This is a genomic window from Bosea sp. 29B (genome assembly GCF_902506165.1).
Taxonomy (GTDB): Bacteria; Pseudomonadota; Alphaproteobacteria; order Rhizobiales; family Beijerinckiaceae; genus Allobosea.
The window spans coordinates 5639731-5665615 of sequence record NZ_LR733817.1 but is presented as its reverse complement, the minus strand read 5'-3'; the positions used below and the strand labels follow the sequence as shown (position 1 = coordinate 5665615).

At 67.1% G+C, this 25885-nt stretch carries 28 protein-coding genes; 22 read left to right on the top strand and 6 right to left on the bottom strand.

Going from position 1 to position 25885, the window contains the following annotated elements:
* Window positions 1-139 precede the first annotated feature (139 nt).
* The 10 genes from dctP (at window position 140) to GV161_RS27385 (ending at window position 9180) form a co-directional block, all read left to right on the top strand.
* Complete coding sequence (gene dctP, locus GV161_RS27430) at window positions 140-1231, top strand: TRAP transporter substrate-binding protein DctP (protein WP_152013914.1); 1092 nt, start codon at window positions 140-142, stop codon at window positions 1229-1231.
* 205 nt (window positions 1232-1436) lie between these two features.
* Window positions 1437-2450 carry a beta-N-acetylhexosaminidase gene (gene nagZ, locus GV161_RS27425; RefSeq protein WP_152013915.1) on the top strand — a complete coding sequence of 338 codons (1014 nt, stop codon included), beginning with the start codon at window positions 1437-1439 and terminating at the stop codon, window positions 2448-2450.
* Between the two features lie 67 nt (window positions 2451-2517).
* Window positions 2518-3336, top strand: a complete 819-nt coding sequence (locus tag GV161_RS27420) for a ScpA family protein (RefSeq protein WP_152013916.1) — start codon at window positions 2518-2520, stop codon at window positions 3334-3336.
* A 13-nt stretch (window positions 3337-3349) separates the two neighbouring features.
* A complete protein-coding gene (gene scpB / locus GV161_RS27415) occupies window positions 3350-4030 on the top strand; it encodes an SMC-Scp complex subunit ScpB (protein ID WP_152013982.1) in 681 nt (226 codons plus the stop codon).
* A 65-nt stretch (window positions 4031-4095) separates the two neighbouring features.
* A complete protein-coding gene (locus GV161_RS27410; RefSeq protein ID WP_152013917.1) occupies window positions 4096-5187 on the top strand; it encodes an ABC transporter ATP-binding protein in 1092 nt (363 codons plus the stop codon).
* Window positions 5188-5256: 69 nt separating this feature from the next.
* Window positions 5257-5496, top strand: a complete 240-nt coding sequence (locus tag GV161_RS31410; RefSeq protein ID WP_152013918.1) for a twin-arginine translocase TatA/TatE family subunit — start codon at window positions 5257-5259, stop codon at window positions 5494-5496.
* 99 nt (window positions 5497-5595) lie between these two features.
* A complete protein-coding gene (tatB, locus tag GV161_RS31405) occupies window positions 5596-6147 on the top strand; it encodes a Sec-independent protein translocase protein TatB (RefSeq protein ID WP_152013919.1) in 552 nt (183 codons plus the stop codon).
* The gene (tatC, locus tag GV161_RS27395) at window positions 6144-6971 is read left to right on the top strand and encodes a twin-arginine translocase subunit TatC (RefSeq protein ID WP_152013920.1); all 828 of its coding nucleotides are present in this window, start codon (window positions 6144-6146) and stop codon (window positions 6969-6971) included. Before tatB ends, tatC begins: the two co-directional genes overlap by 4 nt.
* A 257-nt stretch (window positions 6972-7228) precedes the next feature.
* Window positions 7229-8413 (top strand): OpgC domain-containing protein, encoded by a 1185-nt coding sequence (locus GV161_RS27390; RefSeq protein WP_159650458.1) that lies wholly within the window; start codon window positions 7229-7231, stop codon window positions 8411-8413.
* Window positions 8350-9180: a GDSL-type esterase/lipase family protein gene (locus tag GV161_RS27385; protein WP_244665375.1), complete on the top strand. Its 831-nt coding sequence runs from the start codon at window positions 8350-8352 to the stop codon at window positions 9178-9180. Before GV161_RS27390 ends, GV161_RS27385 begins: the two co-directional genes overlap by 64 nt.
* 15 nt (window positions 9181-9195) lie before the next feature.
* On the opposite strand, the gene GV161_RS27380 is transcribed toward GV161_RS27385, so the two are convergent.
* Complete coding sequence (locus GV161_RS27380) at window positions 9196-10131, bottom strand: hypothetical protein (RefSeq protein WP_244624009.1); 936 nt, start codon at window positions 10129-10131, stop codon at window positions 9196-9198.
* 117 nt (window positions 10132-10248) lie between these two features.
* Between GV161_RS27380 and GV161_RS27375 the strand changes: the two genes are divergently transcribed.
* Genes GV161_RS27375 through GV161_RS27365 form a run of 3 tightly spaced genes read left to right on the top strand, consistent with a single transcriptional unit; the run spans window position 10249 to window position 11620 of the window.
* Entirely contained in the window at window positions 10249-10818 is a 570-nt protein-coding gene (locus GV161_RS27375) for a nitroreductase (protein ID WP_152013923.1), read from the top strand.
* Between the two features lie 5 nt (window positions 10819-10823).
* Window positions 10824-11429 (top strand): flavin reductase family protein, encoded by a 606-nt coding sequence (locus GV161_RS27370; RefSeq protein ID WP_152013924.1) that lies wholly within the window; start codon window positions 10824-10826, stop codon window positions 11427-11429.
* A gap of 5 nt (window positions 11430-11434) precedes the next feature.
* A complete protein-coding gene (locus GV161_RS27365) occupies window positions 11435-11620 on the top strand; it encodes a hypothetical protein (protein WP_152013925.1) in 186 nt (61 codons plus the stop codon).
* A gap of 81 nt (window positions 11621-11701) precedes the next feature.
* Here the strand turns inward: GV161_RS27365 and GV161_RS27360 are convergent, their stop codons facing one another.
* The gene (locus tag GV161_RS27360) at window positions 11702-12610 is read right to left on the bottom strand and encodes a LysR family transcriptional regulator (protein ID WP_152013926.1); all 909 of its coding nucleotides are present in this window, start codon (window positions 12608-12610) and stop codon (window positions 11702-11704) included.
* Between the two features lie 129 nt (window positions 12611-12739).
* On the opposite strand from GV161_RS27360, the gene GV161_RS27355 reads away from it, so the two are divergent.
* Complete coding sequence (locus GV161_RS27355; protein ID WP_152013927.1) at window positions 12740-14299, top strand: MFS transporter; 1560 nt, start codon at window positions 12740-12742, stop codon at window positions 14297-14299.
* Between the two features lie 6 nt (window positions 14300-14305).
* Here the strand turns inward: GV161_RS27355 and GV161_RS27350 are convergent, their stop codons facing one another.
* Both GV161_RS27350 and GV161_RS27345 read right to left on the bottom strand, forming a co-directional pair.
* Window positions 14306-15181 (bottom strand): CoA ester lyase, encoded by an 876-nt coding sequence (locus tag GV161_RS27350; RefSeq protein ID WP_152013928.1) that lies wholly within the window; start codon window positions 15179-15181, stop codon window positions 14306-14308.
* Window positions 15181-15672 carry a MaoC family dehydratase gene (locus GV161_RS27345; protein WP_152013929.1) on the bottom strand — a complete coding sequence of 164 codons (492 nt, stop codon included), beginning with the start codon at window positions 15670-15672 and terminating at the stop codon, window positions 15181-15183. The genes GV161_RS27350 and GV161_RS27345 overlap by 1 nt, the downstream gene beginning before the upstream one ends.
* 137 nt (window positions 15673-15809) lie before the next feature.
* Here GV161_RS27345 and GV161_RS27340 point away from each other — a divergent pair, with 137 nt between their 5' ends.
* The 3 genes from GV161_RS27340 (at window position 15810) to GV161_RS27330 (ending at window position 19972) form a co-directional block, all read left to right on the top strand.
* The gene (locus tag GV161_RS27340; RefSeq protein ID WP_152013930.1) at window positions 15810-16946 is read left to right on the top strand and encodes a transglycosylase SLT domain-containing protein; all 1137 of its coding nucleotides are present in this window, start codon (window positions 15810-15812) and stop codon (window positions 16944-16946) included.
* Window positions 16943-18154, top strand: coding sequence for a DUF2336 domain-containing protein (locus GV161_RS27335; protein WP_152013931.1), 1212 nt, complete (start codon window positions 16943-16945; stop codon window positions 18152-18154). Before GV161_RS27340 ends, GV161_RS27335 begins: the two co-directional genes overlap by 4 nt.
* Window positions 18155-18385: 231 nt before the next feature.
* Window positions 18386-19972 (top strand): ABC transporter substrate-binding protein, encoded by a 1587-nt coding sequence (locus GV161_RS27330; protein ID WP_152013932.1) that lies wholly within the window; start codon window positions 18386-18388, stop codon window positions 19970-19972.
* Here GV161_RS27330 and GV161_RS27325 read toward each other — a convergent pair.
* Window positions 19959-20222, bottom strand: a complete 264-nt coding sequence (locus GV161_RS27325) for a hypothetical protein (protein ID WP_152013933.1) — start codon at window positions 20220-20222, stop codon at window positions 19959-19961. The genes GV161_RS27330 and GV161_RS27325 overlap by 14 nt on opposite strands.
* A 182-nt stretch (window positions 20223-20404) precedes the next feature.
* Here GV161_RS27325 and GV161_RS27320 point away from each other — a divergent pair, with 182 nt between their 5' ends.
* The 4 genes from GV161_RS27320 to GV161_RS27305 all read left to right on the top strand — a co-directional run bounded on the left by GV161_RS27320 (window position 20405) and on the right by GV161_RS27305 (window position 24126).
* Complete coding sequence (locus tag GV161_RS27320; protein WP_152013934.1) at window positions 20405-21520, top strand: M20 family metallopeptidase; 1116 nt, start codon at window positions 20405-20407, stop codon at window positions 21518-21520.
* A gap of 228 nt (window positions 21521-21748) precedes the next feature.
* Complete coding sequence (locus GV161_RS27315; protein WP_152013935.1) at window positions 21749-22927, top strand: homoserine O-acetyltransferase; 1179 nt, start codon at window positions 21749-21751, stop codon at window positions 22925-22927.
* Between the two features lie 10 nt (window positions 22928-22937).
* The gene (locus tag GV161_RS27310; protein WP_152013936.1) at window positions 22938-23384 is read left to right on the top strand and encodes a GNAT family N-acetyltransferase; all 447 of its coding nucleotides are present in this window, start codon (window positions 22938-22940) and stop codon (window positions 23382-23384) included.
* 256 nt (window positions 23385-23640) lie between these two features.
* Entirely contained in the window at window positions 23641-24126 is a 486-nt protein-coding gene (locus tag GV161_RS27305; protein ID WP_152013937.1) for a nucleoside deaminase, read from the top strand.
* A 34-nt stretch (window positions 24127-24160) separates the two neighbouring features.
* Here GV161_RS27305 and GV161_RS27300 read toward each other — a convergent pair whose 3' ends face one another.
* Window positions 24161-25114, bottom strand: coding sequence for a GlxA family transcriptional regulator (locus tag GV161_RS27300; RefSeq protein WP_152013984.1), 954 nt, complete (start codon window positions 25112-25114; stop codon window positions 24161-24163).
* Between the two features lie 83 nt (window positions 25115-25197).
* Here GV161_RS27300 and GV161_RS27295 point away from each other — a divergent pair, with 83 nt between their 5' ends.
* Window positions 25198-25863, top strand: coding sequence for a DJ-1/PfpI family protein (locus GV161_RS27295; protein WP_152013938.1), 666 nt, complete (start codon window positions 25198-25200; stop codon window positions 25861-25863).
* Window positions 25864-25885: the final 22 nt, after the last annotated feature.

The following is a 25885-nucleotide window of genomic DNA, read 5'->3' as shown; positions in this document are numbered from 1 at the left end:
GATTGCTCCCGCGATCCGGACATGCGCGCGTTGCGGCGCCGTGGCTGGAGCACGGTCAGCGCGTGCTCTAGCTTCGCCCCGAATCCGCGGCCTAATCCGGTCTGAAAATGCGGAAGGCCTGCAAGTGAGAGGAACCACCATGGACCGCCGCAAGCTCCTCAAGACGACCGCCGCCGGGGCCGCCGCCGCGACGATCGCCGCACCGGCGATCGCGCAGACCAATCCGAAGATCAATTGGCGCCTGACCTCGAGCTATCCCAAGAGCCTCGACACGCTGTTCGGCATCTCGACCCAGGTCGCCAAGCGCGTCGCCGAGGCGACCGACGGCAATTTCCAGATCCAGACCTTCGCCGCCGGCGAGATCGTGCCAGCGCTGCAGGCGCTCGATGCCGTCCAGAACGGCACTGTCGAGTGCAGCCACACGCTGGCGAGCTTCTATATCGGCAAGGACACCGCCTTCGCCTTCGAGACCTCGCTGCCCTTCGGCCTCAATATGCGCCAGCAGAACGCCTGGCTCTATGCCGGCGGCGGGATCGAGCTCTGCCGCGAGCTGATGAAGAAGTTCGGCGTGCACACCATCCCCTCGGGCAACACCGGCGCCCAGATGGGCGGCTGGTTCCGCAAGGAGATCAAGAGCGTCGCCGATCTCCAGGGCCTCAAGTTCCGCATCGCCGGTCTCGGCGGCCAGATCATGGCCAAGCTCGGCGTTGTCCCGCAGACGCTCGGCGGCGGCGACATCTATCCGGCGCTGGAGCGCGGCACGATCGACGCGGCCGAGTTCTCCGGCCCCTATGACGACGAGAAGCTCGGCTTCGTGAAGGTGGCGAAGTACTATTACTACCCAGGGTTCTGGGAAGGCTGCGCCAATGTCAGCTTCATCGCCAACAGTGAGAAGTGGGCCGGGTTGCCGGCGCATTATCGCGCCATCGTCGAGGCGGCCTGCGCCGAAGCGAACGCGCTCTGCATGGCCAAATACGACCACGGCAATCCGGACGCGCTGCTGCGCCTGATCGCCGCCGGCGCCGAACTGCGCCCCTTCCCGCAGGACGTGATGCAGGCTGCCTTCAAGGAAGCCTTCGCGCTCTATGCGGACCAGGCGGCGAAGAACCCGAACTTCAAGACGATGTGGGATTCCTTCCTGCCGTACTGGAAGAAGGAGCAGCTCTGGTTCCGCGTCGCCGAACTGCCGTTCGACGCGTTCAACGCGCAGGCGTCGCAGTCGCTGCGGTGATTGCAGCGTAGCCCGGTGTTCGCTGCCGGGCGCTAATCCAGTTCGTCATGCTCGCCCTTGTGGCGAGCATCCACGTCTTGAACACCGCATTTCAGGAGCGAAAAGACGTGGATGGTCGGGACAAGCCCGACCATGACGGGGAGAGCGCCGCCCGCAATGACGGGTAAGCAATGCCCATCGCCAGCGAATCGGCGATAACGGCGCCATGACCTCGCGCGCCTTCATCGCCGGCTGCCTCGGCACGAGCCTCACCCCCGACGAGCGGGCATTCTTCCGCGACGCCCGGCCCTGGGGCTTCATCCTGTTCAAGCGCAATACGCAGGATCCGGCGCAAGTGGCTGCGTTGACGGCTGAGATGCGCGATTGCGTCGGCTGGCAGGCGCCGATCCTGATCGACCAGGAGGGCGGGCGAGTGCAGCGCATGGGGCCGCCGCACTGGCCGCCCTATCCGCCGGCGCTGGCCTTCCTCGCCATCAACGATCCCGTGCAGCAGCGCGAAATCGTCCGACTTTCGGCGCGGCTGATGGCGCATGACCTCAAAAGCGCCGGCATCGATGTCGACTGCCTGCCGGTGCTCGACGTTCCCGTCGCCGGCAGCCATGACGTGATCGGCAACCGCGCCTATGCCCGCGATCCCGCCATGGTGGCGACGCTCGGTCGCGCGGCCGCCGAGGGGCTCATGGCCGGCGGCGTGCTGCCGGTGATCAAGCACATGCCCGGCCATGGCCGGGCCAAGGCCGACAGCCATCACGATCTGCCGGTGGTCGAGGCCAGCCTCGACGAATTGCGCGCCCATGATTTCCGGCCGTTCCGGCATCTCGCCGACATGCCGCTGGCGATGACGGCGCATGTCGTCTTCACCGCGCTCGACAAGCGCCGGCCGGCGACGATCTCGCGCAAGATCGTCCAAGAGATCATGCGCGGTGAACTCGGCTATGACGGTTTGATCATGACCGACGACATCTCGATGAAGGCGCTGTCGGGCTCGTTCGAGGACAAGGCGAAGGCGGCGATCCGGGCCGGGGTCGACGTGGTGCTGCACTGCCATGGCATCATGGATGAGATGGTCGCGGTCGTCGGCGCCGTTCCGGAGATGAGCGGCCAGCGCGGCCGGCGCGCCGCGATGGCGCTGGCGCGCATTCGGCACGAGCCCGAGCCGCTCGATGTGGACAGCACCCGCGCCCAGCTTGCCAGCGCCCTTGCTTTGAGCGGCGGTTAGGCCGATTCTCTCCCCGGGCTGAGGCCGCGCCCGACGAGCGTGGCAGGACATGGGGAATTGGCCATCGATGGCCGCTGAGCTGCCATTCCAGGAGGACGGCACGCCGGAACGCGCGTCCGGCGAACCCTCGTTCGTGATCGACGTCAACGGCTATGAAGGGCCGCTCGACCTGCTGCTCGATCTCGCCCGCCGCCAGAAGGTCGATCTCGCCCGCATCTCGATCTTGGCGCTGGCCGAGCAGTACCTCTCCTTCATCGAGTCGGCGCGGGCGCTGCGGCTCGAGCTCGCCGCCGACTATCTCGTGATGGCGGCGTGGCTCGCCTATCTGAAATCCCGCATGCTGCTGCCGGAGCCGCCCAAAGGCGAGGAGCCGAGTGCGGCCGATCTTGCGACCGCGCTGGCGCTGCGCCTGAAGCGGCTGGAGACGATCCGCGCGGCGGCGCAGCGGCTCGCCACCCGCGAACGGCTCGGCCGCGACGTCTTCGCCCGCGGTGCGCCGGAGGTAATCGCTGCCGAGGGGCGGCCCATTTGGGAGGCGGAACTTTACGACCTGCTCGCAGCCTATGCGCAGCAGCGCCAGAAGCGCATCCGCCAGCCGATGAGCGTCGGCCATCGCCAGGTGCTGTCGCTGGTCGAGGCGCGCGAGGCGCTGGCGCGGCTGGTCGGCGAGGCCGGCGAGTGGACCGCGATCGACGGCTATCTCACCCGCTACATGAGCAGCCATGGCTTGCCTGTCGAAACGATGACCGCGACGGTCCGGGCCTCCTCGCTCTCGGCCATGCTGGAGATGGTGCGCGAGGGCCTGCTCGACCTGCGCCAGGACGGCGCCTTCTCGCCGCTCTATGTCCGCCGCCGCTCGGCGCGGCCGCCGACGCTCGGCCTGTGAGGCGCTGATGGCCGTGGCTGAAGCCGAACGCGAGGACGAGGAGGACTGGGATGCCGACGAGGCGCTGGCGCGCGCCTGCCGCATCGTCGAGGCCTTGCTGTTCGCCTCGGTGCAGCCGCTCTCGGCGCAGGATCTCGCGAAATCGGTGCCGGCCAATGTGCCGATCGAGCGGGTGATCGCCGAGCTGCAGCAGACCTATGCGCTGCGCGGGGTGACGCTGCATCGCATTGCCGGCGGCTATGCCTTCCGTACCGCGCCCGATCTCGCCTATCTGCTGGCGCCCGAGGCCGAGGCGCCGCGCAAGCTCTCGCGCGCCGCGCTGGAGACGCTCGCCATCATCGCCTACCATCAGCCGGTGACGCGGGCCGAGATCGAGGAGATCCGCGGCGTCGCCACCGCCAAGGGCACGCTCGATATCCTGCTCGAAGCGGGCTGGGTGCGCCTGCGCGGCCGGCGGCGCTCGCCCGGGCGGCCGGTGACCTTCGGCACGACGCCCGCCTTCCTTGACCATTTCGGGCTCGACCGGATCGACGACCTGCCGGGGCTGGAGGAATTGAAGGGCGCCGGCTTCATCGAGGGGCGCCTCGCCAAGGATCTCACCGTGCCGGTTCCCGACGACGATCCGGGCCTTCACGATGACGAGGATCCGCTCGGCGACCTGTTCACACCGCTTGACGACGGCGACGCCAGCTAGCACAGCGCAGGCGATCGAGCCCGGCGGGCTGGCAGGAGAACGATTTGGCTCGAACCGAAAGCAGGATGCGCTGGCTGGGGTGGGGACGGCGCGGCACCGCCGGCGCCGCCATCCCGATGGCGCTCGGCTTCGATGGCGTCACCCAGCGATTCGGCGCGGTGACCGCGCTCGACCAGGTCTCGCTGAGCGTCGCGCCCGGCGAGATCGTCGCGCTGCTCGGCCATTCCGGCTGCGGCAAGACGACGCTGCTGCGCCTTGCCGCCGGAGTCGAGCGGCCCAGTTCGGGGCGGGTCCTGCTCGAGGGCCGTGATGTTTCTTCGCCTGGCAATTTCGTCGAGCCGGAGGCGAGGGGGGTCGGCCTGGTCTTCCAGGATTACGCGCTCTTTCCGCATCTTTCGGTGCGCGAGAACGTCCGCTTCGGCCTGCGCGGCTATGGCAATGCCGAAGCCGATGCGACGGCGCTGCGCGCTATCGCCCGCGTCGGCCTCGCCGATCTCGCCGAGGCCTATCCACACATGCTTTCGGGCGGCGAGCAGCAGCGCGTGGCGCTGGCGCGGGCTGTGGCCCCGCGCCCCGGCGTGCTGCTGATGGACGAGCCCTTCTCCAATCTCGACCGGCGCCTGCGCGATGTGGTGCGCGACGAGACGATGGCGCTGCTGCAGGAGATCGGCGCGACCTCGATCATCGTCACCCATGATCCCGAGGATGCGATGCGCGTCGCCGACCGGATCGTGCTGATGCAGCAGGGGCGGGTCGTCCAGAGCGGCACCGCCGAAGAACTCTATCGCCGGCCGGCAAGCCTCTTTGCCGCCCGATTTTTCTGCGATCTTACCGAAATCGAGGCCGCTGCGCGGGACGGCGCAGTGGATACCCCGCTCGGACGGTTCCCGGCGCCCGGTCTGGCAGATGGAACGCAGGCCATCGTCGGCGTTCGTCCGCAAGCGATCCGGCTGGTGCCGAAGGGCTTCTGCCTGCAGGGGCGGGTGATGACGCGGCGCTTCCTCGGCGAGGTCGACCATGTCGAGCTTGCGGTCGATGGCCTCGACAAGCCTCTGGTGGCGCGGCTGCCGCTGCGCGGTTCGGTCGCCGAGGGCGAGGATGTCGGCATCGACATTGCGATGGACGAAGTCCTTGTGTTCCCTGTAGGGGACACCTAGTTTCCGGCACAAGCATCTGGCCCCTCGGCACAACTGGGGCCGCGCGTTCAAATTCGGAGGAGTACCGCCATGGGTGGCGTCAGCATCTGGCACTGGATCGTCGTCGGCGTCATCGTCATGCTGCTGTTCGGCCGCGGCAAGGTGTCCGAACTGATGGGCGATGTCGCCAAGGGCATCAAGTCGTTCAAGAAGGGCATGGCCGAGGACGAGACTCCGCCGGCGGCGCAGCAGCCGGCCGATCCCAAGGTGATCGACCAGACGGCCCAGACCGCAAGCCCGCAGCCGGCCAAGGCCGAGACCAAGGCCTGATCTCGTAGGAGCGGACTTGCCGATCGGGGAAACCCTGATCGGCTCCGATTCCGGCGCCTCCTGAGGCGCCCTACAGGATTTCCAGAGGATCGGCCGTCGATGTTCGACATCGCCTGGAGCGAAATGCTGCTGATCGGGGGCGTCGCGCTCGTCGTGATCGGCCCCAAGGAACTGCCCGGCGCGTTGCGCACGGCCGGGCAGGCGATCGGCAAGATTCGGCGGATGGCGGCCGAATTCCAGGGCCAGTTCAACGACGCCATGCGCGAGGCCGAGCTGACCGACCTGAAGAAGCAGGTCGACGACATCGGCAATTCGATTCAGGCCTCGACCAATTTCGATCCGATCGACCCGATGAAGGATTTCGGCGCCACCGACGCCTCGAAGCCGGCTGCTGCCGACGACAAGGCGATGCAGGAGGCCGAGGCGACGCTCGCCGCGTTGCCGGCTCCCGAGTTGCCGGCGCCTGTCAGCATCGAGCCCGCAACCGTCGCCGAGCCCGCGCCGGAAGAAAAGCCCAAGCGCCGCCGCAAGACCGTCGCGACCGAAGAGCCGGCCGTGCCGGCCGAGATCGCGGCTGAAGAGCTGCCTGCCAAACCCGCCCGCAAGCGCAAAGCCAAGGCTGCCGAGGCCGAGGGCGGAGAGACGGCATGAGCGTCGTCGAGACCAATACCGAGACGAAGCGCGCGGGCGAGGACGAGATCGAAGCGTCGCGCGCCCCGCTGATCGACCACCTGATCGAATTGCGCTCGCGGCTGATCAAGTCGCTGGTCGCCTTCCTGATCATGTTCTTCATCTGCTTCGCCTTCTCGACGCAGATCTACAACACCCTCGTGCTGCCCTATGTCTGGGCGGCGGGGTCGAGCGCCAATGCGCAGCTGATCTATACCGGCCCGCTCGAGCTGCTCTTCACCCATATCAAGGTCGCGGCGTTCGGCGCCGGCTTCTTCGCCTTCCCGGTGATCGCGACGCAGATCTACAAGTTCGTCGCGCCCGGTCTCTACAAGAACGAGCGGCAGGCCTTCGCGCCCTATCTGGCGGCGACACCCATCTTCTTCCTGCTCGGCGCGGCGCTGGTGTTCTTCTTCGCCATGCCGGTGCTGATGAAGTTCTCGATCGGCATGCAGCAGGCGGCGAGCGAAGGACAGGCCGGCATCGCGCTGCTGCCCAAGGTCAGCGAATATCTCTCGCTGATCATGACGCTGATCTTCGCCTTCGGCATTTCCTTCCAGCTGCCGGTGATCCTGACCCTGCTCGGCCAGGCGGGAATCATCGATGCGCAGTTCCTGAAGGACAAGCGCCGCTACGCCATCGTCTTCGTCTTCGTGATCGCGGCGGTTCTGACCCCGCCCGACGTGATCTCGCAGCTGATGCTCGCGATCCCGATGCTGCTGCTCTACGAGCTTTCGGTGTTCTCGGTGCGCCGGGTCGAGAAGAAGCGCGATGCGGCGAAGGCGGCCGAGGACGCAGACGCCTGACGCAGCTCGGCTACCCACTGAGCTCATGTGATCACTCGTTCAATAGTGATGCGATCCGTCACAGGCCGTTGAGGCCGCTGGCGGATTGCTTTGCTGCATGCGCAGCCACCGCCGAACCAAAGCTTTCTCGTCACGTTGATGCACAGGGTTGTGAACCCTGGCCGCGGAGCCATGCTCGCAACACAATGTTAAGATGAACAGCAGATGAACGAATGTGCGGCCGCCTCACAGGCCGTGCTGGTGGATGCGGTGGTGACGTGAGCGGATTCTGGCGCCTGATGCTGTTCGGAAAAGGGCCCCGCGATGCGGCCTCGCCCGGCCGCGACCTGCGCATCGACGTGATCCGCGGCCTGATCCTGCTGGTGATCTTCGTCAATCACATGCCGGGCAACATCGTCTCGGCCGGGATGCCGCATAATTACGGCTTCTCGGATGCGGCCGACATCTTCGTGCTGCTGGCCGGCGTTTCAGCCACCTTCGCCTATGGCCGCCTGATCGACCAGCGCGGGCTCCTCGTCGGCTCGCTCAAGGTCGGCGCGCGGATCTGGACGCTCTACATCGCCCATCTGGCGCTGTTCGTGCTGGTCTGCGGCATCGTCGCGACGGCGGTGGTGCGCACCCAGAACGCGCTCTACGTCGAGGCGATCAACATCCAGCCCTTCTTCAGCGACACGCCGGCGGCGATCGTCAATGCGCTCGGGCTGGTCTACCAGCCCTATTATCTCGATATCCTGCCGCTCTACATCGTGCTGCTGGCGGCCTTCCCGCTGATCTACGTCACCGCCCGAACCAGCCCGCTGGCGGCGGTCGCTGTCTCCGTCGCGATCTGGCAGGGCGCCACCCATGCCGGATTCAATTTGCCGAACCATCCGGGCGAAGGCGGCTGGTTCTTCAATCCCTTCGCCTGGCAGATGCTGTTCACGCTCGGCGTCGTCATCGGTCGCTTCGGACTCGTCGGCGCCGGCGTGCCGAAGCTGCGCCTCGTCGACGCTGCGGCCATCGTCGTCGTCCTGTTCGCTGCGATGGTGAAGCTCTCCTCGGGCAATCCGTTCGGCATCGCGCTCATGAACGACTGGATCGACAGCCTGCAGATCGGCACCGACAAGACCAACCTCGCCTGGCCGCGCGTCGCGCATCTGGCGGCGCTGGCCTGGCTGGTGCTGCGCTTCCTGCGGCCCGATGCGCGCATTCTGACTGGACTGGCCGGCCGGCGGCTGGCTGCGCTCGGGCGGCATTCGCTCGAAGTGTTCTGCGCCGGCATAGTCCTGGCGATCGCCGGGCAGATCATCCTTGCGGAGACCTCCTTCACCCTTTGGGTCCAGTTGCTCGTGACGCTGGGCGGGATTACCATCCTGCTCGGGCTAGGAACGTTTCTGTCGTGGTACAAGACGCTTACGGCACGCGCCGCCAGCGCCCCGCGCGAGCAGGCCGCTACGGCCTGAGCGCTGTCCTTCTGCTCCTGGCGTCGGCTTTGCCGGCCACTGCCGGGCCCAAGCCGCTCGCTCAGATGGTGGATGGGCGCTGCCGGGCCGGGGCGGCCCAGCACCCGTTCAAGCCGACATTGGTAGCCTCCAAGCGTAGTCTGGCCGAGACCAACCGGCTCACCGTCGTCGCTCTGGGCTCGTCGACGACGGCGGGCACGGGGGCGAGCGACGCCGATCGCAGCTATCCTGCGGTGCTCGAAGCCGAGTTGCGCCGGCGCCTGCCCGGGCGCGAGGTCAAGGTGCTCAATCTCGGCGTCGGCGGCCAGTCGGCTTATGAGATGTATCTGCGGCTTGAGGCTGAGGTCATCCCGGAGAAGCCGGCGCTGGTGATCTGGCAGACGGCGGTGAACGATGCCATCCGCGATATCGGCGAGGAGAAGCTCGCCAAGATCCTGCGCAAGGGCACTCACAAGCTGCAGGAGGCCGGGATCGACCTCGTGCTGATGGACATGCCGTGGCTGCCGCGCGAGGGCCGCTATCCCAAGTACGACGATTACCGCGCCGTTCTGGCCAAGACGGCGAGCGAGAGCGGCGTGCCGCTCTTCCCGCGCTACGCGATGATGAAGAACTGGTCGGGCTCGAAGCAGTTCAGCGAGGAGGAGATCGTCGGCATGGACGGGCTGCAGGTGGTCGAGGCCGGCTATCGCTGCCTCGCCATCCGCCTCGCCGACGGGATCGTCGCCGAGCTTGGCGAGGGCGGTGGGCCGGGCAAGCCCACCAATTGAGCTCCTGAGCGCGCCTCAGCGCGCGATCACCTCGATGTCGCGGTCGCGTCCGGCCTCGACCTTGAAATCGCGCGAGAAAACCTGGCCCTCCTGCCGGGCGATCAGCACATAGTCGCCCTCGGACAGGATCACCTGCGGGAAGGCGCCGATCGCCTCGCGGATCACGTCGCCGCCCGGGGTGAGCACGCTGAAGGCGGTGCCGGCGAAGGCCTCGCCGCCGGGACCGGCGACCAGCTTCAAGGTCACCTGCGCAGCGCGGTGATGCAGGGTCGCCTGGGTAACCTGGCCGGATTCGACCCTGACGTCGGAGCGCTGGATCGCGTTCGAATCGCCATAGGTCGAGACGATGTGATAGGTGCCCTCGGGCAGGCGGATCAGCTCGCCGGACTTGACGTTCGACGCCACCAGCCGGCCTTCCGAATTGCCCTGCAGCGGCACGAACACCGAGAAGTTCAGCAGGTTGGGCGCGATCGGCGTCTCGCCGATCGAGCCGGCAAGCGAGAGCCCGCCCGCGCTGATGCTGAGCCGATCGGTCAGTCCCTGCGAGCCGAGCGTGACGCGCTTGGTCGCGCTGGCGAAGCCATAGGCGGCGTGAAGCAGATAGATGCCCGGATCGAGCGGGAAGCTGGGCTCGGCCGCGCTGGAGCGGGCGATGATCTTGGGCGGCGAGCCGTCGGCGGATTCGCTCAACACGCGCCAGACCAGTCCGGAGCGGACCGGCTTGCGGTTACCGGAGAACTGGGCGCTGAGGCTGAGCATCGCCTGGCCGGGGCGGATGGCGGGGACGATATCCGGCGGAGGCGAGCCGGGCGTCGTGGCCGAGGGCGTCGCACCTGGCGTCTGGGCGAGGGTGGGGAGAGCGGCGATCACCGACACCATCAGCACAGCGATGGCCGTACGCGCCGCCTTCATGGGAACCGCCACCGTCTGGAACTCGTCGCGTTGAAACATGCGCTGCGCCGTCATCATCCTTGCACCGGGGAAGGAGCAGGTTCGCTTGTCCTCATCATGGCGAAACCTTAACTGGGAACCATCATCCCCGTCGCTGCGCCATCTTCCGGATCGTTCATGACCGACACGCTCTCCCTGCTCAAGCTCCGTCGCTCGGTGCCACCGCAATTTCTCACCGCTCCGGGGCCGGACGATGCGCAGCTCCGTGAGATCCTGACCGTCGCGGCGCGCGTGCCGGACCATGGCAAGCTCGCACCCTGGCGCTTCATCGTCTTCTCCGGGCCCGCCAAGGACAAGGCAGCCGAGATCGTCGCGGATGTCTTCAGGGAGCGCAATCCGCAAGCGGACGATGACAAGGTCGCCTTCGAGCGCAAGCGCCTGCTCCACGCTCCAGTGGTGATCGCCGTGGTCTCGCGGGCCCGCAAGCACGAGAAGATCCCGGAATGGGAGCAGGAGCTCTCGGCTGGCGCCGTCTGCATGAACATGCTGATCGCTGCCGAGGCACTCGGCTTCAACGGCTCCTGGCTGACCAACTGGTTCGCCTTCGATCGCAAGGTGCTCGATGCCTTCGGGCTCGAGCCGGACGAGCGCATTGCCGGCTTTGTCCATCTCGGCAAGGCGGATGGCCGCCCGGCCGACCGCGAGCGGCCGGATCTTGCCGCCATCGTCAGCCGGTTCGAGGCGTGAGCGCGATGTACTACACCGATGAGGGGCGCGATCTCGACTTCAGGCACGATCCGTTCAAGGCGATCGTGACGCCACGGCCGATCGGCTGGATCAGCGCGGTGAACGCCAAGGGCGAGGTCAATCTCTCGCCCTACAGCTTCTTCAATGCGATCTCGTCGCGGCCGAACATCGTGATGTTCTCCTCGGAGAACAAGAAGGATGCAGTCGCCTTCATCGAGGAGACCGGCGAGTTCACCTGCAGCCTGGTAAGCAAGGCGCTCGACCAGCAGATGAACCTGACCTCAGCGCCGCTGCCACGCGGGACAAGCGAATACGCCCATGCCGGGCTGGAGATGGCGCCCTCGCGCATCGTCAAGCCACCGCGGGTCGCTGCCAGCCCCGCGGCGCTCGAATGCAAGCTGCTCTCGATCCAGCAGCTCAAGGATATCGACGGCAACGACGTGCCGCGCTGGATGGTGCTCGGCCAGGTCGTCGCAGCCTATGTCGGCGAGGCCTTCGTCCATGACGGCCGCTTCGACACGGCCAAGGCCAATCCGATCGCGCGCTGCGGCTACAACGACTATGCCGAGGTCAGCGAGTTGTTCTCGATCGTCCGGCCGGCCGGGGGCTGAGCGCCATGGTCCGGCGCCAGGACGAGGAGCCGGACGAGCAATGGCGCATGACCGTGAACCTGCTTGCGATCATCGCCGTGCTGGTGATGGTCGGGGCGGGGTTCTGGCTGCTGCGCGAGCTCGACGCCGCCAAGAAGGCGCAGGAGTGCCTGGCGAGCGCGGCGCGGCATCAATGCCGGCAGATCAGGTGAGCGCGTGCCAGTCCGAATAGCCGCGTCGCTCTTCTGGGAAGCCGGAAAACCCGAATCAGTCGAATCGGTTGGTGCCTTCGGCTAAGCCTGCGTCTCAGCGAGTGTCCTGCGCTGCGCTGGTCGATTCAGCACGGGGCCACCGAGACGTCTTGCGGCGTCGGCGATCAGCCGGCCGAGTTCGCGGGAGCAAGGCATCTTGCCGTTGGCGGACCAGATCAGCGCGAATTCCAGATCGGGGAGCGGCGGCAGGCCGTAGCTCGGCGCGAGAACTTTCATGCCCGGCTCGAGCTCGTCATGAGCGATGATCGAAGCGCCGAGTCCAGCCAGCATCGCCGCCCGCAGCCCGTGCAGATTGGCCGATGTGAAGCCGATATGCCATTCGACACCGGAGTCGGCCAGGGCCTCGATGGCGACGGTTCGGCACAGACAGGGCGGATTCGACAGCGCCAGCGGCAGCGACGAGCCGGGCGGAACCGTGAAATCCTCGGCCGCGGCCCAGACATAGCGCGACCGTCGCAGCACGGTCCCGCCAGTTTCGCCGGCTCGGCGCATCGCCACCGCGAGGTCGAGCTCGCCGCTCTCGATCCTGGCGCTGAAGTCTTGGCAGAGGCTGACCGAGGCTTCCAGGCGCACGGCCGGGAAGGCGCGGGCGAAGCGGCTCAGCAAGTGCGGCAGCTCATCGCCCAGGAAGTTCTCCGGCACGCCGAACCGGATCGCGCCGGCGAGGGTGGATGCCTGGAAGCGCTGGCTCAAGGCGGCGTGCGCCTGCAAAATCTGCCTGGCATGGCGCAGGAACTCTTCGCCATCCTCGGTCAGCGCCAGCTTGCGGGTGGTCCGAATGAAGAGCGGCGCGCCGATCTGCTCCTCCAGCCTGCGGATCTGGTGGCTGACAGCCGATTGCGTCAGGTGCAGGCGTTCTGCCGCGCGGGTGAACCCGCCGGCTTCGGCGACGGCGACGAGCGCGCGCAACAGTTCGGGAGCAAAATCCATGACCGGGATTTATTATCACAGATACTGAAACCTGAGAAATTAAATCATTTCTATCATGCCAAAGCTGCCCCTAGACGAGGGGCCTTCCTCGGTCCCGAGCGATGTGGATCGAACCCGAAAGGTCTCGTCATGGCGATATCTCCATCCTCACGAAATGCCTTGGCCCTGGCCGGCGCCTGCCTCGCGACGCTGATGTTCGGCCTCGAGATCTCCAGCGTGCCGGTCATCCTGCCGACGCTGGAAGCGGTCCTGTCGGCCGATTTCAAGGCGCTGCAATGGATCATGAACGCTTACACGATCGCTTGCACGGCGGTGCTGATGGCGACGGGCACGCTCGCCGACCGCTATGGCCGCAAGCGCGTCTTCATCGCGACGACCGCGGCCTTCGGCGTGACGTCGCTGATCTGCGGGCTGGCGCAGAGCGCCGCGATCCTGATCGCCGGCCGGTTCCTGCAAGGCATGGCGGGCGGCGCCATGCTCACCTGCGCCGTCGCCATCATCTCGCACCAGTTTCCGGACGGGCGCGAGCGGGGCAGGGCCTTCACCATCTGGGGCGTCGTCACCGGCGTCGGGCTCGGCTTCGGCCCGGTGATCGGCGGCGTGATCGCGAGCCTGGCCGGCTGGCAGTGGGTCTTCCTGATCCATGTCCCGCTGACCGTCCTGGCACTGGTGCCCGCTGCGATCGGTATCCGCGAATCGCGTGATCCGCAGGCGAAGACGCTCGACGTCGCCGGCATCGTCACGCTGACCCTGGCGGTCTTCGGCTTCTCCTATGTCATCACGCAGGGCGCCGAACTGGGGACAGCTACGGCGCTCGGCCTCGCCGGCCTGGCTCTTGCCAGCTTCCTCGCCTTCCTGGTGGTGGAGCGGCGTGCCGCGCAGCCGATGTTCGACTTCTCCGTATTCCGGATCCGCCGCTTCAGCGGCGCGATCATCGGCTGCATCGGCATGAATTTCAGCTACTGGCCGTTCATCATCTATCTGCCGATCTACTTCCAGAGCGGGCTCGGCCTCGGGAGCGAGGCCGCCGGGCTCCTGCTGCTGGCCTACACCGTGCCGTTCATGCTGATGCCGCCCGTGTCCGACCATTTGTTGCGGCGTCATGGCCCGCAGGTCGTCATTCCCCTGGGGATGCTCACGATCGGCGCCGGTTTCATCGCGATGTGGTTCGGCAGGGGCCTTGCCCAGGCGAGCTGGATGGCCCTGCTGCCTGGCGCCCTGCTGGCCGGAATCGGTCTCGGCCTGACCAATCCGGCCGTGACCAATACGACCACGGGCTCGGTTCCGAGCGACCGCGCGGGCATGGCGTCAGGCATCGACATCAGCGCGCGGCTGATCGCGCTCGCGATCAACATCGCGGTGATGGGGCTGATCCTGGTCGAAGGCATCAGGCGGTCTTTGCCGGATGCCGTTGCGACCGCCTTCGATCGCTCGCAATTGCAGGCGCTGGCTTCGTCGATCGCCGCCGGCAATCTCGGCTCGCTGCACGAGGTCTATCCGGTGCTGGCGCTGCACGACCCGTCCGGTGCCGGAGCGCATGCGGCGTTGGTGCAGGGCTTTGGCTGGGTGATGCTCTATGGCGGCATCGGCGCTGGTGTCCTGGCTGCGATCAGCGTCCTGATCTTCGGTGGTGCCAAGCGCCCGGCGCAGGCCGGCGCAGCGGTCGCCTGCGCCGAGTCCGATGCCTGATGCTGTTCAGCCCAACTTCTGCGCGCGCGCCTTCAAGCGGCGGGCGCGCAGCAGGTGCGGCCGGTCGAGCATCTCGCCGTCGAGCCCGACCACACCGAGGCCGGGGTTCTCGTCGAAGAGCTTGATGATCGCCTCTGCCCGGGCGACCGCTTCGGGCGAGGGCGAGAAGACCTCGTTGATGACAGGCACCTGTGCCGGATGGATCGCCATCTTGCCGGTGAAGCCGTCGCGGCGTGCGGCAATGCATTCGGCGCGCAAGGCCGCCTCGTCGCGGAAGGCGGTGAAGACGGTGTCGATCGCGTCGACCTGCGCCGCAGAAGCCGCAAAGAGCAGGAGCGAGCGTGCGATCCGGTACGGGTCGGCATAGCTGCCGTCCTCGAGCCGATTGGTCTCGGCGCCGAGATCGGCCGAAAGATCCTCGGCCCCCCAGGTCAGGCCGGAGAGCCGGTGGCTGGCGCCGGCATAGCTGCCGAGGCCGAAGATGCCCTTGCCGGTCTCGGTGGCGATCGCGATGATCTTGGTCCCGCCGTCGGGCAGATCATATTCGGCCTCGCGGACCGCGATATGGGCGGCGAGATGGCTGAGGTCGGGGCCGCCTTCGGATTTTGGCAGCATGATCGCGTCCGGACTGCCCTGCATGACGACATCGAGATCGGCCTCGGTCATGCCTGTCGTCAGTGCGTTGACGCGCACGATCAGGCGCGGGCGCTTGGCGCGGGTATTCACCTCCTTGAGGAAGTCGCGGGCGAGGTCGCGCGCCGCCGGCTTGGCGTCGAGCGCGACCGAATCCTCGAGGTCGAGGATCAGCGCGTCGGCGCCGCTCTCCAGGCCCTTCTGCAGTTTCTTCTGATTGTCGGCGGGAACGAAAAGCAGCGAGCGCATCAGGCCTGCCCTCCGACCGGGCGCTTCTTCATGAAGGCCTGGCGGCGGCACTGCGCCACCAAGGTGCCGTCCTGCTTGTAGGCGCGGTGATGGAAGTCGACGATGCCGGCGTCCGGCCGCGACTTCGATTCGCGCTTGGCGACGATCTCGGTGACGCAGTTCACCGTGTCGCCCTCGAAAAGCGGGGCCGGGAAGGTGACGTCGGTCATGCCGAGATTGCCGATCGTCGTGCCGACTGTGGTGTCGTTGACGGAGATGCCGATCATCAGCCCGAGCGTGAACAGCGAGTTCATCAGCGGCTTGCCCCATTCGGTCTCGGTCGCGCAGAAATGCGCGTCGATGTGCAGGGGCTGCGGATTCAGCGTCATGTTGGAGAACAGCATGTTGTCCATCTGCGTGACCGTGCGGGTCAGCCGATGCTCGATCGAGACGCCGATCTCGAAATCCTCGAAGTAGAGCCCACCCCGCTTATGCCGCGCCGCTTCCGCCATCGTCTTGCTCCTGTGGCTCTTTTTCGGTTTCGGGCCGGGGTCGGCAAACGGCCGTTTTAACGGTTCGCTTACCATAATCGGTCCAGTCTCTGCGGGTGCTCCGGTCCGCCTGGAACGGCAGCGGCCCGAGTGACCCAATGTTCCTTTTCAGCACGCCGAGCACCCGTGAGACAACGTCCGCCAATCCTGTCGTCAGCGCGATCAAGCAGGGCGCGGACAAGACCGGTGTCGGCTTCGACTATCTCCTGAAGACCGCGCAACGCGAATCCTCGCTGGAGCCGGATGCGAAAGCGCGCACCTCGAGCGCGACCGGCCTGTTCCAGTTCATCGAGCAGACCTGGCTGTCGATCATGCGCCAGGAAGGGCCGAAGCAGGGCATGGCCAACTATGCCGGCGCGATCAGCGAGGACGGCAGCGGCCGCCTGACCGTGTCGGACCCGGCGCTGCGCGAGAAAATCCTGCAGTTGCGGACCGATCCGCAGGTCGCAACCGTGATGGCGGGCGCGCTGACGCAGAAGAATGCCGAGCAGCTCGGTCAGGCGCTCGGGCGCCAGCCGCAGGCCGGCGAACTCTATATGGCGCATGTGCTGGGTGCGCGTGGCGCGACCGACCTGATCCGCACGGCCGGGAATGACCCGACGCGTGCCGCCGCCCGCGATTTTCCGGAGGCGGCCGCGGCGAATCGCTCGATCTTCTACGACAAGGCCGGTCGGGCTCGCAGCGCCCAGGAGGTCTACGGATTGCTCGCCGCCAGCCATGCCAACACCCAGGTCGCAGCGACGACCGGCGCCATGCTGGCGCAGGCCAAGCCGACTGGAGCGGCCACGACTGCCGCGGCCTATGCCGCCGAGCCGCCGGTCGCGCCGATCGCCGCGGCGCTGGCGCCGGATCGGGCGAGGGGGCTGATCGGCCTGTTCTCGACCGAGGGATCGCGTGCGCCGGTCTCGAAGGCCGTCGCCAATCTCTGGACCACGCCGCGTAGCAACGGCACGTCCCGTACGACCGACGACGATCCGGCGACCCGCTATTTCCCGCGTGTGAATGCCACGGCGAGCGAAGGCGAAGCCTCATCCGCCGGTAAGGCCGCCAAGACAGACAGCGCGAGCGGCACGACCGCTTCGACCAGCATCAGCGCGCCGCTGCCGCCGTCGCGGCCGCGTGATCTCGCCGTGGCGGATACGCAGACCGCCTCCAGCGAAGTTGCCACGCCCCGCAAGCCGCGGCGCGGGCCGCTCGATCTCAGCCAGTTCATGCTCCATGGGAGGCGCGGATGATCGTCCGTCGCTTCCTGCTCTGGGCCCGCACCGCCCCCGCCGAGGCGCGGGCGAAGGGCGCTGCCGCGCTGGCGGGCGCCTATCTGCGCTCGGCGATGTCGCCCGAGGACAGACGCGAGGCCGAGACGGCGCTGATCGCGCTGATCGACGACCCCTCGCCATTGGTCCGCCGTGCGTTGGCCGAGGAACTCGCTGCCGCACCGCAGGCCCCGCGCAATCTGGTGCTGGGGCTGATTGCCGAGCAGAGCGACATCGCCGCCCTCCTGCTGGCGCAGTCGCCGGTGCTGACCGAGGCCGACCTCGTCGATGCCGCCGCGATCGGCGACGACCTCGCACAGCGCGCGATTGCGCAGCGGTCCTGGCTGTCGCCCGGCATCTGCGCTGCCTTGGCCGAGGTCGGCTGCGAGGAGGCGCTGGTTGCGCTGCTCGCCAACCCGACCGCCGAGATTCCCGATTTCTCGCTGGAGCGCATCTTCGAGCGCGAGGGCGAGGCAGGGGCGGTGCGCGAGGCGATGCTGGCGCGTGGCGATCTGCCGCCGGGCTTGCGCCAGGCGATCGCCGCCAAGGTTTCCGATGCGCTCGCCGCCTTCGTCTCAGGGTGCGGTTGGCTGACCGAGGAGCGTAGTGCCCGGCTCGCCCGCGAATCGACCGAGCGGGTCGCGGTCGCGCTCGCGGCCGGCGGTGAGGCGAGCGATGCCCCGGCGATCGTCGACTGCCTGCGTGAAAATGGCCGCCTGACGCCGGGCGTGATCCTGCGTTCGCTGCTGAGCGGCGAGCCGGCTCTGGCCGAATCCGCTTTTGCGGCGCTGTCCGACTTGCCGCTGAAGCGGGTGCGGGCGCTGCTCTGGGATCGGCGCGGGGCCGGCCTCAAGGCGCTCTATCGCAAGGCAGCGATGCCGGAGGCGCTGTTGCCGGCCTTCGCCGCCGCCGTGGAAGCGTTGAAGCAAGCGGGGCCCGGTTTGCACGGCAGGGGCGGTATTGACCGTGACCTGCTGGCGGAGGTGCTGATCGCCTGTGAGGGCCTGGAAGGGCCCGGGGCCAATGCGCTGATGGCCCTCCTGCGCCGACTCGATGCTGAGGCGGCCCGCGACGAAGCACGGGCGCTGGCGGATTCGCTCGCCGACGATGCGGCCCTGGCATTGCTGGTCGAAGCCGATCCGAATTTCCTGATCGAGCTCGATCTCGGCGACCTGCGCGACGCGGCCTGAACGATCCGGGTGAGCAGGCACCGGCTTGACCGGCCGCTGGCATGCTGGTTGCCTGCAGCCCGCCGTATCGCCAGGGCTTCACCATCCCGGATCGACGCCCTGTTGCAGAGCCGGATCCGATCAGGTTGTTCCAACCTGATCGGTGAATCCGTCTCTTCCTTTTAGTTTGGAGACCGTTTGCCGATCGGCTCGCGGTGCAAGCTGATCGGAACGGGCTCCAGGGAGCTTGAAATGCCGACACGTCGCGCATTCATCGCAGGCACGGCTGCCGCAATCGCGGTCAGCAAACCCAATATCGGCCGTGGGGCCGACAAGAACGTCATCAAGTTCGTGCCGCAGGGCGATCTTGCCGTCGTCGATCCGATCTGGACCACGGCCACCGTCACCCGCAACCACGCCTTCCTCGCCTATGACACGCTGTTCGGGCAGGACGAGAGCTACAAGGCGCAGCCGCAAATGGCCGAAGGCGCGCTCGCCGAGACTGACGGCAAGAGCTGGACGATCAAGCTGCGCGACGGCCTGACATTCCATGACGGCACGCCGGTGCTGGCCAGGGATTGCGTCGCCAGCCTGAACCGCTGGGGCAAGCGTGACTCCTTCGGCCAGACGCTGATGGCGCAGACCGATGAACTCGCCGCGGTCGACGACAGGACTTTGCGCTTCCGGCTGAAGAAGCCGTTCCCGCTGCTACCCGACGCGCTCGCCAAGATGACGGCCTCGGTGCCGGTGATCATGCCGGAGCGGCTGGCCCTGACCGATGCGGCGACCCAGGTCACCGAAGTCATCGGCAGCGGCCCGTTCCGCTTCATCGCCAGCGAACGCCAGTCCGGGAGCCGGGCGGTCTACGAGAAGTTCGCGGGTTACGTGCCACGCAGCGACGGCATCCCCGGGCGCACGGCAGGGCCGAAGATCGCCCATGTCGAGCGGGTCGAATGGCATACCTTGCCGGACCCCGCGACGGCGGCGGCTGCCTTGCAGAGCGGCGAGATCGACTGGGTCGAACAGCCGCTGCCGGACATCCTGCCGCTGCTGGCGAAGGATCCGAAGCTCGAGGTCGTGGTCAAGGAGACGACCGGCGCCATCGCGATCATGCGGATGAACCACCTGCATCCGCCTTTCGACAATCCGGCGATCCGCCGCGCAATGCTGCTGGCGATCGACCAGGCTGAGTTCATGGAGGCGGTCGGCGGACCGGACAAGGCGCTGTGGCGCACTGGTGTTGGCGTCTTTCCGCCCGGCACGCCGATGGCCAACGATGCCGGTATGGAGGTGCTGAATGGCCCGCGCGACATCGCCAAGGTCAAGCAGGCACTGGCTGCTGCCGGCTACAACGGCGAGAAGGTCGTGCTGCTCGGCGTCACCGATCTCGCCAACCTCAAGGCCGAGTGCGAGGTCGCGGGCGAGATGCTGAAACGCATCGGCATGAACGTCGACTATCAGGTGATGGACTGGGGGACGGTAGTGACGCGCCGTGCCAAGAAGGACCCCCCGGCACAAGGCGGCTGGAACTGCTTCTTCACCGGCTGGAACGGCATCGACATCCTCGATCCGGTCGGCCACATCTCGCTGCGCGGAAATGGCGCGGCGGCCTGGCCGGGCTGGCCGATCGCGCCGAAGATCGAGGCGTTGCGCGAGGCCTGGATGGATGCCTCCGACCTGGCGACCAAGCAGAAGCTTGCCGCTGAACTGCAGAAGCAGGCCTTCGAGGACGTGCCCTATGCGCCGCTCGGCCAGTATTTTCAGCCGACGGCCTTCAATCGCAAGCTTACAGGCGTGCTGCCGAGCTTCCCGACCTTCTGGAACGTCAAGCGCGTCTAGCGAACGCGGCTCGCGCGAGGAGGCCGCTAATCAGAAGGCAGCCTGCTCGGAGCCAGGTGACGAGCGCCTGGCGGCCGAGCTCCGGCATCAGCTGGGCTGCCGGCGGCGGCAGGCCGATCGCGCGCAGGGCCTGGTCGGCAAGGAGCGCGAGCATGAGGACCGCGGCGAAGCCGGCGAGCGCCGCCACGAGGCCGCGCAACCGGGGCAGGGCCGGCAGTATGGCTGTGGCAGGGGCGGCAGGCAGGCGCATCGTCTGATCCTCGGCGGGTCTGCGTCGAGGACGGACGAGGATCGGCGCTGCCGACACCGCGTCGAAAAAATTCTGAAACGCCGCCCCCGCAGGGCTGCTAGGCGCGTTTCACCATGGACAAAGACTCCAAATCGGCCAATGTCCCGTTATCGCCACGCTTTCCTGCGAAAACCCTCCCCATCATGACCATTCACGATCCCGCCGTCCCCGCGCTTACCGTCTGGGTAGCGCTGGAGAGCCCCACCCATCACGTGCCCGGCGTCAACGGCATGATGGACCTTGTCGCAAGGGAGGTCGAAGGCCTGCCGATCGCCGTCGAGCGCGTTCCCGGCCGCGACGGGCTCGGCGACAACCTGATCCTGCGTGCCGGTGTCCGGAACGGCGAGAAGGCGATCGCCTTGATGTCGCATCTCGACACCGTCCATCCGGTCGGGACCAGCGCCAAGGACTTGGCCGTCCGCGTCGAGGGCGACCGGCTCTACGGCCCTGGCGTCTACGACATGAAGGGCGGTGCCTGGCTCGCCCTGCAGGCCTTCAAGGATGCGGCCAGGTCCGGCGCGGTGCAGCGGCCGCTGGTTTTCCTGTTCACGCCCGACGAGGAGATCGGCTCGCCGACCTCGCGCACCCTGATCGAGGATATCGGCCGCGAGGCGATGGCGGTGCTGGTGACCGAGCCGGCGCGCGAGGGCGGCAAGATCGTCACGGCGCGCAAGGGCGTCGGCCGTTTCGAGGTCAAGCTGGAAGGGCGACCGGCGCATTCCGGCTCGCGCCATGCCGATGGCCGCAACGCCATCCGCGAGGCGGCGCACCAGATCCTCGCGATCGAGGGCATGACCGATTATTCGCGCGGCATCACCACGACGGTGGCGCTGGTCGGCGGCGGCACCGCGGCAAACGTCATTCCCCAGCATGCATGGTTCAGCGTCGATTGCCGCGTCACCACGGTGGCCGACGGCGTCGCCATGGAAGAACGCATCCTCGGGCTGAAAACCCATGATCCGGATGTGAAGCTGACGATCACCGGCGGCATGAACCGGCCTCCTTACGAGAAGTCGGCAGAGGTCGCGGCGCTCTACGAGCAGGCGCGGGCGGTGGCGGCCAAGATCGGCTTCGAGCTGCAGGACTGCCCGATGACCGGCGGCGGCTCGGACGGCAACTTCACCGCGGCGCTCGGCATCCCGACGCTGGACGGCCTCGGCATCGACGGCGACGGCGCCCACACCTTGCAGGAATACGCGCTGATCTCCTCGATCGCGCCGCGCCGGGCCCTGATCAAGGGCCTGCTGGAGACGCTGTGAGTGCGCCTCCTTCTCCCCTCGGGGGAGAAGGTCCCGGCAGGGGGATGAGGGCGGTGCGACTGGGTGGGAGGGAGATAGGCTGAGGCCATCCTTCCCTCATCCGTTAGCGCTGCGCGCTGCCACCTTCTCCCCCGAAGGGGAGAAGGAAGAAGCCCTCTTCCGTTAGCCGGACAAATCCGCTCTGATCCGTCTCAAGGCCGTGCGACGGCCGGAGCGGAGGAGTGCGGCATGAAGGCTTGGATCGCAGGAGTGCTTGGTGTCGTTGGCGTGATGGTGACGGGAATGGCTGAGGCGCAGGATCTGATCGTCGAGAAGAAGGTCTTCGAGCTGCCGAGCTACACCACGCAAGGCGGGCGTACACTGAAGAACGTCAAGGTCGGCTGGGAGAGCTACGGCACGCTCAACGCCGACAAATCCAATGCGATCCTGATCTGCCATTTCTTCTCGGCCAATTCGCACGCCGCCGGCAAATATGCTGCCGCCGACGCGGCGCCCGGCTACTGGGACGCGATCATCGGTCCGGGCAAGGCGATCGACACCAGCAAGTATTTCGTCCTGTCCTCCGACACGCTGGTGAACCTCAACACCGGCGACCCGAAGGTTACGACCACCGGCCCGGCCTCGATCGATCCGGATACCAGCAAGCCCTACGCGCTCGATTTCCCGGTCGTGACCATCGGCGATTTCGTCAACGTCCAGAAAGCCTTGGTCGAGAGTCTTGGAATCAAGAAGCTCGTCATGGTCGCCGGCCCCTCGATGGGCGCGCTGCAGACCTATGAATGGGCAGCGAGCTATCCCGACCTGGTCGGCAAGGCGATGGCGGTGATCGGCGCGGCCGAGGCTGACGCCCAGCTCATTGCCTGGCTCGACGTCTGGGCGGCGCCGATCCTGGTCGATCCGAACTGGAACAAGGGCGATTACTACGGCAAGACGCCGCCCAATGCCGGTCTCGCCAAGGCGCTGACCGTGGTGACGCTGCAGGCAAATCATGGCGACTGGACCAACGGCACCTTCGGCCGTCGTCCGGCCAAGGAGGGCGAGGATCCGGCCAAGGCGCTCGGCAACAAGTTCCAGGTCCAGAGCATTTTGGACAATGCCGGCGAGGCGCGTGCCAAGGTCTCGGACGCCAACCATTTCCTCTATCTGGTCAAGGCCAACCAGCTCTATGCCGCCGGCGGCAAGTCGCTCGCGGATGCAATGAGCCGGATCAAGGCGCCGCTCCTGATCGTCAACCAGCCCAAGGACCTGGTCTTCCCCGACGAGATGATCCAGCGCACCGTCGCCGAGGCGAAGAAGGCCGGGCGTGACGTGACCCATGTGACCATCCAGGGCACGCGTGGCCATCTCGACGGCGTGATCTCGATGAAGCAGGCGGAAGCGACAGTGAAGGCGTTCCTGGAGAAGTGAGGCTGACCGCTTGACTACGCCTGTCGTCACATTACGGGAGATCACGGCCGAAACCGTGCGAACCATCTGCGATCTCGGGCTGCATGCGGCGCAAAGCGGTTTCGTCGCGCCCAATGCGGTCTCGATCGCGCAGGCCCATTTCAATCCGGACGCGGTATTCCGGGCGATCTATGCCAGTGAGGAGCCGGTCGGCTTCATCATGTGGCGGCCGGAGGACGATGGCGCGAGCAGCTTTCTCTGGCGCTTCATGATCGACGGGCGTCACCAGGGCAAAGGCTATGGGCACGAAGCGATCGCGCTCTGGCTGGAGGGCCTTCCGGCGCAGGGATACAAGCTCGCCCGGCTGAGCTATGTGCCCGGCGATGGCGGGCCGCACGGCTTCTATCTGGCGCGGGGGTTTCAGGATACGGGTGAGACCCGTGCCAATGGCGAGCGGTTGATGGAATTGGCGCTGTAAAGACGTTCAGCTCGAGGGCGGCTGATCCGGCGCGTCCGCGATCGTCTCGACGAGACGCGGCGCCCAGCATGTTGGTGTCCGCTTCACGGCTGCGGCCGTGGATCATAGCCCGGGTCCGGAGCTGGGCGCTGAAGCCGTCACGATAGGTACAAGGAGTTTTTCTTTCGCTCACGTTGACCGCAAGCCTGTTCGTTCCCTAGAGAAAATCTGTGATTTATTCAATTAAATCAATGCTATGAGATGTACGGGAACGAAAATGTCAAGCGCTGAAATCGAAATGCACCTTGTCGATTCCATCAGGCTCGGGATGGAGAATGTCCGGGAGCGCCGGACCTGGCCGTTCGGCGCGGTCCTGGTCAAGGACGGCAAGGTCGTCGCGCGCGCCGCCAACCAGGTCGAGAGCCTGTGCGACCCCAGCGCCCATGCCGAGATGCAGGCCGTGCGGGCCGCCGCCAAGGCGCTCGGGACGACGGATCTGAGCGGCGCCGTGGTCTATGCCAGCGGCTCTCCCTGCTCGATGTGCTGCTCGGCCATGTATCTGTCCGGCGTTTCCCGCGTCTACTACGCCTATTCCAACGAGGACGGGGCTCCTTACGATCTCTCTGCCGAGCGCGGCTATGTCGAATTGAGCCGGCCGGCCGAGCAGCGCGCGATGCAACTGACCCATGTCCGCGTCCGCGACGAGGGCGAAGACCTCTACGAGGCCTGGCAGCATCTGTTCGACGCCGGCAAGGCCTCATAGGCCAAGGCCACGGGGGCGGGCTGATGTCGCTGGCCTACCCCGCGAACCTGTCGCGATAGGCCTGAGGACCGGCTCCGAGCCGGCGCAGAAAGGCGCGGCGCAGCGTCTCCTCGGAACCGAAGCCGCAGCGGCGGCCGGCCTGGGCGACGGAGAGCCCTTGTTCGAGCAGGCGGCGCGCCGTCTCGATCCTGATCTCCTCGACGGCGCGGGCCGGGGTGCGGCCGGTCGCCTGGCGGTAATGCCGGGCGAAGCTGCGCAGGCTCATATTCGCCTCTCCCGCCAGCCGCTCCAGCGAGAGGTCGCCGCGCAGGTTCTCGACGATCCAGCCATGCAGGCGGTCGAAGCGCTCGTCCTTCTCCTGCAAGGTCAGCGCCGCACTGAACTGCGCCTGACCGCCGGGGCGCTTGAGGAAGACGACGAGCTGGCGGGCGATGGCAAGCGCCGGCTCGCGGCCGAGATCGGCTTCGACCAGAGCGAGCGCGAGGTCGATCCCGGCGGTGACGCCGGCCGAGGTCCAGACGTCGCCGTCGCGGACATAGATCGGGTCGGGTTCCAGTTTCACGGCTGGGAACATCGCCCGGAATTCGGCGCAGCGGCCCCAATGCGTCACCGCGCGCTTGCCGTCGAGCAGCCCCGCCGACGCCAGCAGGAAAGCGCCGCTGCAAACCGAGGCGACACGCTGCGCTGCCTCGGCGCGCTGCCGGACCCAATCGACCAGCGCTTCATCGCGGCAGGCGGCGTTGACACCATAGCCGCCGGCGATGACCAGCGTATGCAGTGGCGTATCCGGCTCGGGAAGCGGGGCCGCGCCGAGTTCGAGTCTTGCGCTGGTGACGACGCGGCCCTCGGCAGCGACGACCGCGGTCTCGTAGGGAAGGGGCCGGCCGGCGAGGTGGGCGAGGTCGTTGGCGGTGGCGAAGACCTGCAAGGGACCGGCGACGTCGAGCAATTGCCCGCCGGGAAAGGTGAGGATCTCGATACGGCGCATGTTTGGCATGAAGCGAGGGATGCTTGGCAGTTCGGCCAGAGCTTGGCGCGCTAGGCTGCGTCAGTCAATCAGGAGTTCCGCCCATGTCCCTCAGCTTCGGCATTCTCGTCTTTCCGCAGGTCCAGCAGCTCGATCTGACCGGCCCCTATGAGGTCTTCGCCTCGGCCAAGGGTGCGCAGATCCATCTGATCTGGAAGGATACTGCGCCGCTCAAGGCCGCGACCGGGCTGACGCTGACGCCGACCACGACCTTTGCCGAGTGCCCGCCGCTCGACGTGCTCTGCGTGCCGGGCGGCAGCGGGGTCAATCCGCTGCTGAATGACGAGACTGTCCTCGCCTTCCTGCGCGAGCGGGCCGGGCAGGTGCGCTATCTCACCTCGGTCTGCACGGGATCGCTGGTGCTCGGGATGGCGGGCCTTCTGAAGGGCAAGCGCGCGACCAGCCACTGGAACGCGCATGACCTGTTGGCGCGGTTCGGCGCGATCCCGACGGAGGGGCGAGTCGTGCGCGACGGCAATCTGATCACGGCGGGCGGCGTCACCTCCGGCATCGATTTCGGGCTCTCCGTGATCGCCGAGCTGCTCGGCGAGGAGGAGGCACAACTGATCCAGCTTTCACTGGAATATGCGCCGCAGCCGCCCTTTAAGGCCGGCACGCCGCAGGAAGCGCCGGAGGCGATCCTGGCTGCGGCAAGGCAGCGCCTTGCCGGCTCGCGCGCGGCGCGCGAAAAGCTGCTGGCGGCACTCTAGCCGCCGTCGAAGCGGAGCGAGC